Source organism: Rhodococcus sp. BP22, assembly GCF_014281965.1.
Classification (GTDB): domain Bacteria; phylum Actinomycetota; class Actinomycetes; order Mycobacteriales; family Mycobacteriaceae; genus Rhodococcoides.
Genome location: NZ_JACFTB010000006.1, coordinates 206530 through 220560, shown reverse-complemented (window position 1 = coordinate 220560; position 14031 = coordinate 206530). Strand labels below are relative to the sequence as shown.

18 protein-coding genes and 1 tRNA gene are annotated in these 14031 nt (G+C 60.6%); 12 read left to right on the top strand and 7 right to left on the bottom strand.

The features are described from left to right. Positions 1-32: 32 nt before the first annotated feature. The 5 genes from H2510_RS14885 to H2510_RS14865 all read left to right on the top strand — a co-directional run bounded on the left by H2510_RS14885 (position 33) and on the right by H2510_RS14865 (position 2336). Positions 33-105, top strand: a tRNA-Ala gene (locus H2510_RS14885). A 272-nt stretch (positions 106-377) separates the two neighbouring features. Continuing rightward, positions 378-833: a GyrI-like domain-containing protein gene (locus tag H2510_RS14880; protein WP_186629072.1), complete on the top strand. Its 456-nt coding sequence runs from the start codon at positions 378-380 to the stop codon at positions 831-833. 29 nt (positions 834-862) lie between these two features. After that, on the top strand, positions 863-1264 hold the full coding sequence (locus H2510_RS14875; RefSeq protein WP_222438759.1) for a GyrI-like domain-containing protein: 402 nt from the start codon (positions 863-865) through the stop codon (positions 1262-1264). A 180-nt stretch (positions 1265-1444) separates the two neighbouring features. After that, on the top strand, positions 1445-2110 hold the full coding sequence (locus H2510_RS14870) for a ScbR family autoregulator-binding transcription factor (RefSeq protein ID WP_186629071.1): 666 nt from the start codon (positions 1445-1447) through the stop codon (positions 2108-2110). A 55-nt stretch (positions 2111-2165) separates the two neighbouring features. After that, entirely contained in the window at positions 2166-2336 is a 171-nt protein-coding gene (locus H2510_RS14865; protein WP_186629070.1) for a hypothetical protein, read from the top strand. A gap of 9 nt (positions 2337-2345) precedes the next feature. Here H2510_RS14865 and H2510_RS14860 read toward each other — a convergent pair whose 3' ends face one another. Beyond that, entirely contained in the window at positions 2346-3056 is a 711-nt protein-coding gene (locus tag H2510_RS14860) for a ferredoxin reductase (protein ID WP_186629069.1), read from the bottom strand. Positions 3057-3063: 7 nt separating this feature from the next. Then, positions 3064-3663, bottom strand: coding sequence for a sulfite oxidase-like oxidoreductase (locus tag H2510_RS14855; RefSeq protein WP_186629068.1), 600 nt, complete (start codon positions 3661-3663; stop codon positions 3064-3066). A gap of 154 nt (positions 3664-3817) precedes the next feature. On the opposite strand from H2510_RS14855, the gene H2510_RS14850 reads away from it, so the two are divergent. Further along, on the top strand, positions 3818-4663 hold the full coding sequence (locus H2510_RS14850) for an SDR family oxidoreductase (RefSeq protein ID WP_186629067.1): 846 nt from the start codon (positions 3818-3820) through the stop codon (positions 4661-4663). A 54-nt stretch (positions 4664-4717) separates the two neighbouring features. Continuing rightward, entirely contained in the window at positions 4718-5953 is a 1236-nt protein-coding gene (locus H2510_RS14845) for an arginine deiminase (RefSeq protein ID WP_186629066.1), read from the top strand. A 39-nt stretch (positions 5954-5992) separates the two neighbouring features. Here the strand turns inward: H2510_RS14845 and arsC are convergent, their stop codons facing one another. Further along, positions 5993-6340, bottom strand: a complete 348-nt coding sequence (gene arsC / locus H2510_RS14840; RefSeq protein WP_186629065.1) for an arsenate reductase (glutaredoxin) — start codon at positions 6338-6340, stop codon at positions 5993-5995. A 36-nt stretch (positions 6341-6376) separates the two neighbouring features. Between arsC and H2510_RS14835 the strand changes: the two genes are divergently transcribed. Genes H2510_RS14835 through H2510_RS14825 form a run of 3 tightly spaced genes read left to right on the top strand, consistent with a single transcriptional unit; the run spans position 6377 to position 7930 of the window. Then, the gene (locus H2510_RS14835; protein ID WP_186629064.1) at positions 6377-7033 is read left to right on the top strand and encodes an NAD(P)H-binding protein; all 657 of its coding nucleotides are present in this window, start codon (positions 6377-6379) and stop codon (positions 7031-7033) included. Positions 7034-7073: 40 nt separating this feature from the next. Beyond that, positions 7074-7433, top strand: a complete 360-nt coding sequence (locus tag H2510_RS14830; RefSeq protein WP_186629063.1) for a GntR family transcriptional regulator — start codon at positions 7074-7076, stop codon at positions 7431-7433. Positions 7434-7492: 59 nt separating this feature from the next. After that, entirely contained in the window at positions 7493-7930 is a 438-nt protein-coding gene (locus tag H2510_RS14825; RefSeq protein WP_186629062.1) for a DoxX family protein, read from the top strand. Here H2510_RS14825 and H2510_RS14820 read toward each other — a convergent pair. Next, positions 7927-9465, bottom strand: a complete 1539-nt coding sequence (locus H2510_RS14820; RefSeq protein ID WP_186629061.1) for a phospholipid carrier-dependent glycosyltransferase — start codon at positions 9463-9465, stop codon at positions 7927-7929. The two genes, H2510_RS14825 and H2510_RS14820, sit on opposite strands and share 4 nt — an antisense overlap. Positions 9466-9525: 60 nt before the next feature. Here H2510_RS14820 and rsmI point away from each other — a divergent pair, with 60 nt between their 5' ends. Further along, positions 9526-10365 (top strand): 16S rRNA (cytidine(1402)-2'-O)-methyltransferase, encoded by an 840-nt coding sequence (gene rsmI / locus H2510_RS14815; protein WP_186629270.1) that lies wholly within the window; start codon positions 9526-9528, stop codon positions 10363-10365. Between the two features lie 15 nt (positions 10366-10380). Here rsmI and H2510_RS14810 read toward each other — a convergent pair whose 3' ends face one another. Genes H2510_RS14810 through H2510_RS14800 form a run of 3 tightly spaced genes read right to left on the bottom strand, consistent with a single transcriptional unit; the run spans position 10381 to position 12513 of the window. Further along, entirely contained in the window at positions 10381-11001 is a 621-nt protein-coding gene (locus H2510_RS14810) for a TetR/AcrR family transcriptional regulator (protein ID WP_186629060.1), read from the bottom strand. 46 nt (positions 11002-11047) lie between these two features. After that, positions 11048-11476: an SRPBCC family protein gene (locus H2510_RS14805; RefSeq protein ID WP_186629059.1), complete on the bottom strand. Its 429-nt coding sequence runs from the start codon at positions 11474-11476 to the stop codon at positions 11048-11050. Between the two features lie 14 nt (positions 11477-11490). Then, complete coding sequence (locus tag H2510_RS14800; RefSeq protein ID WP_222438758.1) at positions 11491-12513, bottom strand: alpha/beta hydrolase; 1023 nt, start codon at positions 12511-12513, stop codon at positions 11491-11493. 131 nt (positions 12514-12644) lie between these two features. On the opposite strand from H2510_RS14800, the gene H2510_RS14795 reads away from it, so the two are divergent. Beyond that, positions 12645-14015 (top strand): wax ester/triacylglycerol synthase family O-acyltransferase, encoded by a 1371-nt coding sequence (locus H2510_RS14795; protein WP_186629058.1) that lies wholly within the window; start codon positions 12645-12647, stop codon positions 14013-14015. Positions 14016-14031: the final 16 nt, after the last annotated feature.

Below are 14031 nucleotides of genomic sequence, written 5' to 3'. Positions count from 1 at the left end.
AGGGTTGCGCAGCAGTGAGAAACGCTGCACCAGGGGCTGTGGCGCAGTTGGTAGCGCGTCTCGTTCGCATCGAGAAGGTCAGGGGTTCGATTCCCCTCAGCTCCACCCTTGAAATCGCAGGCCAGGCCCCATTCCGAGCTTCTCGGGTGGGGTCCTTTTTTGCTTTGGGCACAATTTGGGCACCGGACTGCGGAGCCTTCGGCCCGCAGTCCGCGTTGCTGCCTTCGAGTGACAGGTGAGCGTCGTGTCAAAAAAGGGGTCTCCGACCGGTAGTCTTGCTGACAAGATGAGATCAAAGTCGGTTGTCGACGTCTACCGGGAAACGTCAGCCCGTCCCAGCAGTCTCGAACGTGCGCGCTGAGCTATGTGGAGAATGAATGACTTTCGAGATTGTCGACCTCGAGGAAACTTGGGTTGCCGGTCTTCCCGTACGTAGCCCAAAGCGGGCGTTGGGAAGGTTGGACGATCCCGCTCTGAACCGTGCGTGGTCCTCGGTACTGAAGCAAGAAATCTCAGGTCCGCTCGCATCCATCTATACAGACTTTGCACCCGGTATCGGTTCTTATAACACGCAAATAGTCGGTTATCGATGCTCTTCTTTGAGTCAAGTTACGCGGGGGCATCTCGTAGCCAGGGTGCCGCGCGCAAAGTACGCGAAATTCTCCGCAGTGGGCTATTTCCCCGACGTCATGACGCGGTTGTGGAAACAGATCGACCATGCGGAAGATCAGGGCGAGATCAAGCGATTGTTCACTGCCGACTACGAGTGCTATCCACACGCGTACAAAATCGATCTGTATTTGCCGATCGCATCTCCCGGACCATCGGCGTGACGCACAGTGTGACCGCGCGGGGTGCCGAGTTGTTCGGTGGGTTGGTAGCCCCACTTGCCGTTCCGGGTTCCGAATCCAGCGGTAGCGAGCTGTTTCGCTTTCTGCGAGAACGCATTCGAGACAGATCGGCCGACCCTGTTGCAGTCAGTACGGTCTTCGTTCCAGATGAGTTCGGCGACTACAACGCGCTGATCGGTTTACCGTATTTGTCGCCGAGCGATGTGCCTGTGGGGGACGTGTTCTTGCAAGTCCCGAGCGGAGTATTCGCAAAGTTCGTACCGACCGGTAATCTTCGCGATCCTATCGAAGATGTCTGGGCCCAGGTCGATGAGGCAATTGAATCCGGAGCGCTATTCCGGGCGTACAAAGAAGATATCGAAGTCGTTACACCGTCCGGTGAAGTGGAACTCTTTATCTCGATCGTAATCTAATTTCGTGAGGTGTTCCCCGCATTAGGTCACCGTAAATCACATTGTTGACTTACTTGTGGTAAGTATTACCTTGCGAGATACGGGTTCAGTGAGTTCGAGACTACGGATTCCTTGTGACTCGGATGTCCACGCTGAACAGCGTAGGTGTCATGGTAGGCAACTGGGCAGGGGTGAACGATCATGGTTAGGCAACTGAGAGCGGAAGCTACACGCGCGGCCGCGCTTCGGGCGGCGGCGGATCTTTTTCTCGACGTCGGGCACGCGAACGCGACACTGAGCCAGGTGTCCGCGCAATCCGGCGTCACCAAGGGCGCCCTGTACTTCCACTTCGCGTCGAAGGAAGAGCTCGCCCGCGCCATTGTCGACGAGGGTCACGAGCGCGTATCGACTGCGTGCGCAGGTTTGGTCGACAGTCGATCACCTGCCCTCGAGTCGGTCATCGGGATTTCGTACTCTGTGCTCGAGCTGGCGGCTTCCGATCCTCTGGTCCGAGTGATGTATCGGCTGCAGATGGAGATCGACGGCTCCGAAACCGCAAGAGGCAGTGTTTTTTGCACTTGGGGAAACATCTTCGAGCACCTCTTCGATCGGGCGATCGAACACGGTGACGTCGCCGATCACCTCGACTCTGGAAACGCTTCGCTCCTCGTATGCGAGATGCTCGCCGGTGTTCTGATGGTGTCCGAGGCTCAGTCCGCACTCGAGAGTGCACCGTCCCGCATGGAGAAGGTGTGGAACACCGTGCTTCCGTCACTTGTTCCGCCGAACAAGCTCGGATACTTCCGCGAGTTCGCAGCGCGCAGTCTGTCGAGCTTCGTGCCGTCCGAGGAGTTCTCTAACGCGTAGCGCTCACGTCTGAGCAGGCTTGCTAAGGGTCGACGCCCGGCGGACACTGTGTGATATGAGCCACGCAACGAGTTACCGCGTAATGTCCGACACCGATCTCCGAAAAGCAATCGGTACTTTGCAGAGCCGCGCCGACGACGCACGTCGGCGCGGAGCTGAAGCCGACGCCGAGCGAATCGAGCAAACGGTAAACGAGTATCGCGACGAGATGTCGCGACGCTTGTGAGCCACCGGTTCAGGTCGGACCGAATCGTTCCGTTCGGATCCGGTATGGCGCGTGACCTAATTCGACGAGCATGTCGGCAGCCGACTCGACGAAACCGGTAGGACCGCAGACAAAGCAGTCCGGCGAGGAGTCTGGCTGAAACTTGTCCGATGCCAGATCCTGCGCAGTCAGTCGGCCTACCCGGTCGTCGTATTCTGGGGGCGCCTCGCGGGTGAAGCGATAATCGACGTCGACGCCCGCTGGCAGTGAGCGGAGCTCTTGGGCGTAAATCAAGTCGACCGGAGACCTGACCGAATAGATCAACCGAAACGGAGTCTTCCTCGCGCTGCGACTGCGGGCCCGCGTCATCGCCATCAGCGGCACGATGCCGGACCCTCCCGCAACCAGCAGGACCGGTGATGGGCGGGCTTCGTTCCAGACGAACCAACCGCCGATCGGCCCGCGCAGCTCGATCTGCTCACCGACCTCCAGCGTGGACGTCAGGTAGGGCGACACCTCGCCGTCGGCGACGGTCTGAACCGTCAGCGCAATTCGGTCACCGTCGCTCGGTTCGGCGAGAGAATAGCTTCGTTGCGCGCTGTACCCGTCCTCGGCGGTGAGACGCACGTCGACATGCTGACCTGGCTGGTGTCCGGGCCAACCTTCGACGTTGTAGATCAATGTGCAGGCAGTGTTCGTTTCGACAATCTTCTCGACAAGCGTCGCGACGAGCCACTCCATGGTGCGCTCAATCTCCCTGGTATCGCTGTTCCTGCCAGGGGTCGCCGTAGTCGTGATAGCCATTGCGCTCCCAGAAACCTGGTTCGTCCCGCATGAGTAGCGTCAACTTTTCGATCCATTTCGCGGACTTCCAGAAGTACAGATGCGGCACTAGGAGTCGAGCTGGTCCTCCGTGTTCGGGAGACAATGGCTTGCCGTCGAATGTGTATGCAAGCCAGGCTTTTCCGCCGCGCAGATCGGACAGGGGAAGATTGGTGGTGTAGCCGTCGTGGCTGTGCGCCATGACGTGCGTGGCCTGCGTCTCGATACCGTCGAGAAGCGTGTCGAGCGAGACGCCACGCCAACGAGTGTCGAGTTTCGACCACTTGGTGACACAGTGAATATCTACTGTCGGCTTCTCTTCCGGCAGCGCACGCATCTGCAGCCAACTCCACTGATGCTTCGAGCCCATCTCGGTGGAGATGGTGAATTGCCATCGGTCCGTGTCCACCCTGGGCGTCGGACCGACGGACAAGACGGGGAAATCGTCGACCAGATACTGGCCGGGCGGGGTGCGACCGTCGTTGCCGCGACGCTTTCCGTGGAATCCTCGGGACACCAGTGCCATGGTCATCTCCTCGTGTTGTCTGCTCTGGAAGTGTGCTCCGATTTTGTTTCCTGTGACAACTCGGTGTTCCCCGTGACAACTCGGTCGACGCGTAAGGTGCGGTCAGGAACGCACAGCAGGACGTCGCCGAGAGTGGGGGAGAAGAGACACCGACATGGGCATCACCGATTTACGCGGAAAGAAGACGTTCATCACCGGGGCGGGGAGCGGGATCGGTCGTGCGACAGCACTCGCGGCCGGTGCGGCAGGTGCCGAACTCGTACTCACCGACATCAACGATGTAAGTCTGAATGGCACCGTCGACGCCGTCCTGGCCGCAGGTGGAAAAGTCTCTCGCTCAAAAGCATTCGATATTTCCGTGTTCGAAGATGTGACGGCATTCGCAGACGAAGTCCACGCAGAGGGCGGCAGCCTCGACATCGTAATGAACATCGCTGGGATTGCCGCGTGGGGAACCGTGGAGAATCTCGAGCATCGGCACTGGAAGTCGATGATCGATGTAAATCTGATGGGGCCGATCCATGTCATCGAGAACTTCCTGCCGCCGATGGTGAAAGCCGGCCGGGGTGGACACCTGGTGAACGTTTCTTCGGCCGCCGGGCTGATCCCGTTGCCGTGGCATGCCGCCTACAGTGCGAGCAAATACGGTTTGCGCGGCGCATCCGAGGTGCTCCGATACGACTTGAAGCGGCACGGTATCGGGGTGAGTCTCGTCGTGCCAGGCGGAGTAAAGACAGGCCTGGTCGACACCGTGGACATCGCGGGCGTCGACCGTAACGATCCGCGAGTGCAGAAGCTGCAACATCGGTTCGAAGCGCGTGCCGTCGAACCGGAGAAGGTGGCCGAGGCGATCCTGGCGGGGATCGTCAAGAATCGCTATCTGGTGTACTCGTCGAACGACATTCGGTTCGCCTATTGGTGGGCGCGCAAGTTCGCACCACCGTACGAGTTCGTGCTGCAGAAGGCCAACGATCAGTTCAGCAAGCTGCTTCGGAAGTAGTTCGGCAGTTCAGCGAATGACCCAAGGTTGCGCACAGCGCATTACGGTTGAGTGATGACTGCAGAACTCGGCGCTGATTCCGAGGTAGGAACGTTACGTACGGTGATGCTTCACCGCCCGGGCGACGAACTGCGACGTCTCACACCCCGCAACAGTGATCAGCTGCTGTTCGACGGCATCCCATGGGTCGATCGCGCGCAGGAGGAGCACGACGCGTTCGCGGAACTGCTGCGAGGCCGCGACGTCGAAGTGCTGTTGTTGGCGACATTGCTCACCGAGGCGATGACGGTGAGCGGAGCAGCGCGGATGCAGGGCATTTCGGCGGCGGTGAACGAGCGGCGCCTCGGCCGCGCGTTGGCGCACGATCTTTCCGCACATCTGCGAGGGGTCCCTGCAGCGGAGTTGGCGCAGATCCTCATGGCAGGCATGACGTTCGACGAGCTTCTGGAGGCGGAGAGCGGTGCCCCCGAACTCAGTGATGCGTCACTGGTTCGTCGGATGCACCACGGAGCAGATTTCATCATCGACCCGCTGCCGAATCTGCTGTTCACGCGTGACTCGTCGTTCTGGATCGGTAACCGCGTCGCGATCACCTCCCTGGCATTGCCTGCTCGTCTACGCGAGACGACGTTGACCGATCTGATCTATGCGTTCCATCCCAGGTTCCTCGGCATTCGGCGCGCCTACGAATCGCGGACGGCTCCGGTCGAGGGAGGCGATGTGCTGTTGCTCGCCCCGGGTGTGGTGGCCGTCGGGGTAGGGGAGCGCACCACTCCTGCCGGTGCAGAAGCATTGTCTCGCAGCCTGATCGAGGATGACTTGGCACATACGGTGCTGGTCGTTCCTATTGCGCAGGAGCGTGCGTCCATGCATCTGGACACCGTGTGCACGATGGTCGACGTCGATGCCGTCGTGATGTATCCGGCCATTCAGAACACGTTGTCGGCGTACACGATTCGTCGAGAAGACGCCGGCGTTTCCATCCGCGGTGCCGATCCGTTTCTGGAGGCTGCAGCGGACGCGATGGGAATCGGCAAGCTCCGAGTCATCGATACCGGGCTCGACCACGTCACCGCCGAACGCGAGCAATGGGACGACGGCAACAACACCCTCGCTCTTGCCCCGGGTGTCGTCGTCGCTTATGAACGCAACGTAGAGACAAATGCCAGGCTGGAGGCGTCGGGCATCGAGGTGCTGCGGATCAGTGGTTCGGAATTGGGCTCCGGACGTGGCGGTCCGCGGTGCATGTCGTGTCCCGTGGCACGCGATTCGCTCGAGCCCCCTGTATGAGTGGCAGGCCCGGCATCGATGCCCACGGGGAACAGCGCATCACAAAATTTCGCGGACCTTGTCCGCTGGTCGCGCCAGCACCGTTCCCTGGTCCGTCACCACGATCGGCCGTTCGATGAGAATGGGGTGCTCGACCATCGCCTTGATGAGTTCGTCCTCGGAGGCGTGAGCCAAGTCGAGTTCTTTGTAGACCGGCTCCTGCTTGCGAATTGCTTGCGACGCAGAAAGGCCGGCGTCGTCGAGAAGCTTGCGGAGTCCGTCCTTCGTCGGCGGTGTGTCCAGGTATTTCACGATCGTCGGTTCCAGCCCGGATTCTTCGATGATCTTCAACGCAGTCCTGGAGGTGTTGCAGCGAGGGTTGTGGTAAATAGTCGCAGTAGAAGCCATGTTTGTTGATTCTGCCACCCGGGTAGGCGACTTGACATGACGGATCTAAGAGTGGTTATCGCTGGAGGTCACGGAAAGATCGCGCAACACTTGATTCAGGTGCTCACTGCGCATGGCGACCGCGCGGTCGCATTGATTCGCAATCCCGAGCACGCGAGTGCGGTGGAGTCACTGGGTGCCCTCCCCGTGGTGCTCGATCTGGAAACTGCGACCGTCGACGAGGTGGCAGAGGTTCTTGCCGGTGCCGATGCCGCAGTGTTCGCTGCCGGGTCGGGTGGATCGGGCGGGGCCGCGAGGAAGGATTCGGTGGACCGAGCAGGTTCGGTGCTGTTGGCCGACGCCGCGGAGAAGGCCGGAGTCAAGCGATTCGTGCAGATCAGTTCGTTCGGTGCGGGTGAGCCGGTAGCCGCTGACGCCGAGGACAGCTGGAAGGCGTACATGGCTGCCAAGACGGCGGCCGAAGAGGATTTGAAGGCCAGAACGAAACTCGATTGGACCATCCTTCGTCCGGGTGGATTGACCGACGAGGAGGCCACGGCGCATATTGCCTTGTCGGAGCCGCCGCTCGAGCGAGGGACCGTGCCGCGCGGAGATGTTGCAAAGGTGATTGCTGCGTTGCTCGAAACTCCGTCGACAATCGGGAAGACCCTGATGTTGACTTCTGGTGGGGTACGCCTGGAAGATGCCCTCTGACTGTCCTGGTTCTGCAGGGGCACCAGAGCAAAGGATCCATATGCGAGTGCACCTCGATCCAGCATCCAAAACCCCACTGTACGAGCAGCTCCGCAGTGGAATTCTCGATCTCGTGCGAAGCGGAGAATTGATCGCAGAGACGAAGATTCCGACGGTCCGGGGACTGGCTGCGGAGCTTTCTATAGCGCCGCACACGGTGGCGAAGGCCTACCGGGAACTCGAGCATCAGGGAGTCATCGAGGCTCGCGGCCGGCTCGGTACATTTATCGCGTCCGGAGGTGATCCCACCGAAGACAATGCCGCCCGGGCAGCGATGACGTACGTGGCAGAGCTTCGGGCATTGGGTTTGTCCGACGAGCGAGTGCGAGATCTCGTAGATAGTGCACTAGCTGCAAGTTGACGCTTCAACCTGATCGTGACAAAGTCTCCGTGTCTCGCTGCCGCCTCGAAGGATATGATATGAAATCGAACATTTTCCGTGACGTCGCAATGCTGATGGCCCGAATCGGGCTCGGCATCGTTTTCATCGCGCACGGTTGGCAAAAACTCAGCACCAACGGTCTCGACGCCACGAAAGCAGGCTTCGACGGAATGGGCGTCCCGCTACCAGGGCTCTCCGCCTACTTCGCAACCTTCGTCGAACTCATCGGCGGAGTCGCACTCGTTCTCGGTATCTTCACTCCGATCGCCGGCATTCTGCTCTTCGTCGACATGCTGGGTGCATTCTTGTTCGTCCATTACGACATGGGGGTCTTCGTCGGCGAGGGTGGCTACGAATTAGTAGTAGCGCTCGGAGTCGGATCCCTACTGTTGGCGGCCGTCGGTGCCGGACGATTCAGCCTCGACGGGGTCTCCGGAGGCCGAACGAGCTTCAAGAAATCACGCCGCCGACGCTAGCGCCAACTCGGCAGCCAGAGTTGCTGCTGCCACAGCACCGGCGAGATCGGCATCGCGGTCAGAATCGGCCACAACCAGATGAAGTTCGCGACCACCAGACCGACGTAGAGGCACACCAGTAGTAGACCCGTGCCTCTACGTTCGGCGGACGCGCGTGCGCGACCGATGATCTGCCCGAGTATCAACGCGAACCCCATCACCATGAACGGTGCCATCGCGACTGCGTAGAAGTAGTACATCTGCCGGTCGAGCGTGATGAACCATGGCAGAAATCCTGCGGCGTACCCGACGATGACTGCGGCGAACCGCCAATCTCGCCGGACCAGGAACATCCACAAGCCCCACGCGAGCATCGGCACCGCGAGCCACCACATGGCCGGCGTGCCGATGAGCATGATGGCTTTGACGCACGAGGGCGCCGAGCAGCCCTGCACTTGCTCGCCGTCGGCGAAGTAGTACAGCATCGGGCGCAAGCCCATCGGCCACGTCCACGGCTTCGATTCCCATGGGTGACGGTTGCCCACCGAATTGGTGAGACCCTCGTGAAAAGTCAGTACATTGCCGCTGTAATACCACAGTGAGCGCAGTGCATCCGGTACGAACGAGAACAGCCCACCGGTACCGATCTGATTCCCGACGGCATGGCGGTCGACTCCGGTCTCGCTGGCGAACCACCCTGAGTACGTGCACAAATAGACGATCAACGGCACCACGACGAGGGCGTACAGCGACGGTCCGATGTCTCGAATTGCGGTACCGATCCATGGCCGCGATACTCCGTTCGCGCGGCGGGCAGCGACGTCGAATCCGACGCACAACAGTCCGAAGAACGCGATGAAGTACATCCCGGACCACTTGGTTCCGCAGGCGAGACCGAGCATGATTCCGGCGCCGAAACGCCACCAGCGGACACCGAGCCTCGGGCCGAATTCGCTTGCCTTGATACGTCCTTCGCTTCGTACCTTCGACATACGTTCACGGACGTCGTCTCGATCGACCACCAGACACCCCAGAGCTGCGGTGACGAAGAACGCCAAAAAGATGTCGAGCATGCCGACGCGTGAGGAGACGAATGTGACGCCGTCGGCGATCAGGAGTACGCCGGCGATCGCGCCCACCAGCGTCGACCGCGCCATCCGCCGAACTATCCGAATCACGATCAGCACCAACAGAGTTCCGAACAGAGCCGACGAGAACCGCCAACCCCAACCGTTGTAGCCGAACAGTGCTTCCCCGGCTGCGATCAATTGCTTGCCGACGGGTGGATGCACGACGAGCCCGTAAGCAGGGTTGTCCTCGATCCCACCGCCGGTGAGCACCTGCCATCCTTGCGGGGCGTAATGCTTCTCGTCGAAGACCGGCGTGCCGGCATCGGTGGGGTAACGCAGAATCGCGAAACGGGTGATGGCGGCGATGGCCGTGAGAACGAGAGTGACGATCCACCCGCGTCGCCGATCGGTGTCGCGGTAATAGTCGGCCGCCGGAATGGTGGGCCCAGGACTGACGACGGGGCGCGCATCGGTCGACAGGGTCACATGCCGATCGTAGGCGGCGCAGCGGAATGCGAGAAGGTGGGTGTGGGGGATGATGGGTGCATGCTGATCCTTGCCGCAACACCCATGGGCGATGTGGGTGATGCGTCCCAGCGACTGCGCGACGCACTGGCCACGGCCGACGTCGTCGCAGCAGAAGACACCCGAAGAACCAAACAGCTGGCGAGTTCGCTCGGAGTGACCATCACCGGCAAGGTGATCAGCTTCTATGACCAGGTCGAAACCGCGCGTCTTCCCGGACTGCTCGACGCGGTTCGTGCCGAGAAGTCGGTCTTGTTGGTCACCGACGCGGGCATGCCATCGGTGAGTGACCCGGGGTACCGGCTGGTGGCCGCCTGCGTCGACGCCGACCTTCCGGTCACCTGTCTGCCGGGCCCTTCTGCGGTGACCACCGCACTCGCGCTGTCCGGACTACCCGTCGAACGGTTCTGTTTCGACGGGTTCCCACCGCGCAAGCAGGGTCAGCGAAGAACGTTTTTCGAGTCCTTACGGACGGAATCGCGTGCCTGCGTGTTCTTCGAGGCGCCTCATCGGCTCGCTGCCAGTCTCGACGACGCCGTCGCAGTCCTCGGCCCGGATCGACGTGCTGCGGTCTGCAGGGAGCTGACGAAGACCTACGAGGAAGTCAAACGTGGCACGCTCGGCGAACTGGCAGTGTGGGCCGCCGACGGGGTTCGCGGCGAGATCACCGTCGTGCTCGCCGGAGCGCAGCCCGTCGCCGCAGAACCGGAAGATCTGATCGGTGAAGTAGAAGAGCTCGTCGCGTCGGGCATGCGGCTCAAGGATGCATGCGCCGAGTTGGCTGTCGGTGGCGTCAGTAAACGCGAGCTGTACGAGGCAGTTCTCGATTCTCGTAAATCTGCGCAGGACACACCGTCGTAAGTTTCGGACAGGCCTTCAGCGGTGGGCCGTGGAGGTGAATTGGTAGGTCGCCGCATCGACGATCTCCTCGGGAGTGATGGTGATTTCGTCGTTCAGCCATGCGGTGACCAGCTCGGCCAAGCCGCCGACGAACAACAGGCCGTTGATTTCTCCCTGGTGTGGTGGCCACGCTCGATCGCCGTACATTCGGGTCGCTTCGTCTGCGACCATCTGAGCGAAGCCCCGTAGAGCTGCACGACGGTGGGTGCGCAGGGGCTCGAACGCAGCGGATTCGATCATCGCAACTCGACCCTTGCGCGGATCTTCGGTGAGGATGGTGACGAAGGAGGAGATGGCATTTCGTACGCGGTCCTCCAGTGTTCCGGTGCTCGACCGAAGCGCGGCCAACCCAGCCTGTCGAATTTCGTCGGCGATACCGTCCAGGACTTTCTGTAGGAGATCGTCTCTGCCAGTGAAGCTTTCGTAGAAATATCGTTCCGTCAGCTTGGCGCGGCTACAGATGGCAGTCATCGTGGCACCACTTTTCCCCGTAGCTGCAAACACGTCCAATCCTGCCTCGAGCAAACTCTCGCGTCGTTGGACTGCTCGTTGATCTGCGCTCATGCCGCCGTACCGGCGTGGCGTGGTTGGAGTCATGGAGTGATTTTGACAGATGCGAACTTCGCGACGCTCCTATCGGAGATCAACCGACGACCTGCCGACGCAGCCCTTCGGTTGCTGCTTCGAGAATCGTCTTGGTTCCCTTACGGATAAGAAAACCTGGAATCGGAATCTTCGGATCTATGGTCAGCTCGAACGCCACACGAGTGCCTTTGGCTGTCGGCGTCAACGTGTACTCGCCGTGCTGCGCCTTCTGCTGCGACCCCTCCACCAGGTCCCAGCTGACAGTCGTATCGGTCCAGGTGTACTCCACTACCTGTTCGTCGTTGATTCCCAGGATCGATACCGCCATCTTGACGTGATGGGGGCGGCCGTCGTCGAAACGGTCGATGACTTCGATCTTCTTGTGGACCGGCGACCACGACGGGAGCCCTTCCACATCTGCGAGGACATCGAGCACCGCCGCAGGATCGGCATCGATATCGACGTCTTTGTTCGCTGTGACTGCCATGGGGACAACGTAACTCAGGCGGAGCGGTCCGCGACAGGAATCGAGCCATGCGAGCGCACGAAATCACCGATCCGCCGCAGCGCGCGGTGCGCTTCCGGTAGGAAGTCTGCGACCTGGAACACGTGCACCTGATCCGCCCATACTTGGAGTTCGCAGTCGACGCCCGCAGCGCCGAGCCGCTCCGTCATCAACTCTGCGTCGGCAAGGATCATCTCGGTGGAACCAGCTTGAATCAGCACCGGCGGTAACCCGCGTAGGTCTGCGTCGACGGGTGAAACCCTCGGCCCCTGTTCTCCTTCGACGACGATCCGGGCTTCGACCCTGTCTGCCAGCACAGTCAGCGGAGGCACTGCCTCGGGTGGGAAAATAGAGCATTTCGACGCGTTCTCGTGGTTGAGCTTGTTCGTCGGGTCCAGGTCCGTCAACGGTGACATCGCGAAAATGCCGGCAGGCATCGGTAGATCCAACGTCTCCAACGCCAAGGTGACCATGAAGGCGAGGTAGCCACCGGCAGAGTCGCCGGCGATGAAGATCTGATCCGGGCGGTATCCCGAATCGAGAAGAAAGCGGTAACCGTCGATGCCGTCCTCGACCGCATGAGCGATCGGATTACGGGGCATCATCCGGTAGTCGATCGAGAGCACGGGCGCATCGACGTACTGCGAGATCCGCGACGTCAGCCTGCGGTGAGTATTGAGCCCGCAGCAGATGAAGGCTCCTCCGTGCAGATACAGCACCACATTGTCGTTTCGGACCCCTTCGGCACGGATCCATTCGGCGTAGCAATCGGCCAGCATGATCCGGTTGCACTGCGCGCCCTTCACTGCGGGCAACAGCATGCCTGCGTAGTCGACGAGTCCCATCGGCCATGGAAGGTGTGGCGCCTTGGCCCACAATGACAAGAACGGTCGAATCGAGTACTGCAGGCCCGTCGAGAGCGCTCGTGAGCTCAGGCTTCCACCAGGCAAATCATGCCTGCGTGGCGCACGGTCAGGCGTCGACTGTGGCTGCCGCACTGCGGTGAGCGCTGTGTTCATCGTCCTCGCCTCGATTCGACAGTTGTTTGGAACTCCTACTAACGGACCTTAGCGTGTGACATATATCGCTCGAACGTAAGGTCGTGTTCGATGTCACACCGTAATCGAAACTAGTCTCAAAGGTGATCCACATGGCGCTCATGCCCGTTACCGAATCCATGTTCCTGATCGCTGAATCGCGTGAGCATCCCATGCACGTCGGAAGCCTTCAATTGTTCGTGCCACCAGGGCCGCCACATGACTTCGCACAAGAAGTCCATGAGAAGTTGACCAGCGGTGAGGTTCACGAATTGTTTCGCAAGCGCCCCGGTCGACCGGTCAACGTGATGGGCAGCCTCGCGTGGTCACGAGAGCCGGACATCGACTTCGAGTACCACGTCAGGAGGACAGTTCTGCCCTCTCCCGGGCGAATCAGGGAGTTGTTCCAGTTCCTGTCGCTCAATCACAGTGCTCCGCTGGACCGGTACCGGCCGATGTGGGAAGTGCACATCATCGAAGGTCTCGCCGACGGCCGTATCGCGCTATACACCAAGGTCCATCACTCTCTCGTCGACGGTGTATCGGCTCTGAAGTTGACCCTCAACGCTCTCAGTACCGATCCCGATGACAGAAACGGTGTCGCAACCTGGGATCCGTCCCTGTTCCGCGAGAAGAAGACGCGTGAAACACCTTCCACACTCGAAAGAATCACCGGCGGGTTGACCCTAGGACGTGCAATTGCTGCTGATCTCGTGGACTTTCTGCCCGCTGCAACCCGAATCGGATTGCGCGCCATGCGAAACGAAGGGGCGCAACTCCCTCTGCGTGCACCCCGCACGATGTTCAACGTGCCGATCGGCGGTGCTCGACGTTTCGCGGCCCAAAGCTGGTCCATCGAGCGAATGACGAAGGTGGCCAAAGCCCGAGGGGTGACGCTCAACGACATCGTGCTCGCGATGTGCTCCGGTGCACTCAGGGCCTACCTCATCGACCAGAACGCGCTTCCTGATTCACCCTTGATCGCAATGGTTCCGGTATCCCTCCGCAAACCAGGGGAGGACAAAGGCCCCGGCAACTCGATCTCGGTGATTCTGTGCAATCTCGGCACCCACGAATCCGATCCTCTCGCCAGGCTGGACGCCATCACGGACTCCACAGTCAAGGGCAAGAACATGATGCGCGAACTCAACACCCTCGAATCGCTGGCAATCGGCGCAGTGACCATGGCGCCGTTGCTGTTCGGGCCGGTACCCGGATTCGTCAACTACACGCCCCCGCCGTTCAACGTCATCATCTCGAACGTACCGGGCAGCTCCGAGGAGTTGTATTGGAACGGAGCCAAACTCGACGGTATCTACCCGGCCTCCATCGTCTGCGACGGCATGGCGTTGAACATCACCGTCGCCAGCAACGGAGACTCCCTGAACTTCGGGCTCATCTGCTGCAGGCGCAGCGTCCCGCATCTGCAGCGGATGCTGACGCATCTGGAGAACTCCCTGGAGGAGTTGGAAAAGACGCTGTAGGCGATGTCGGGGGCTG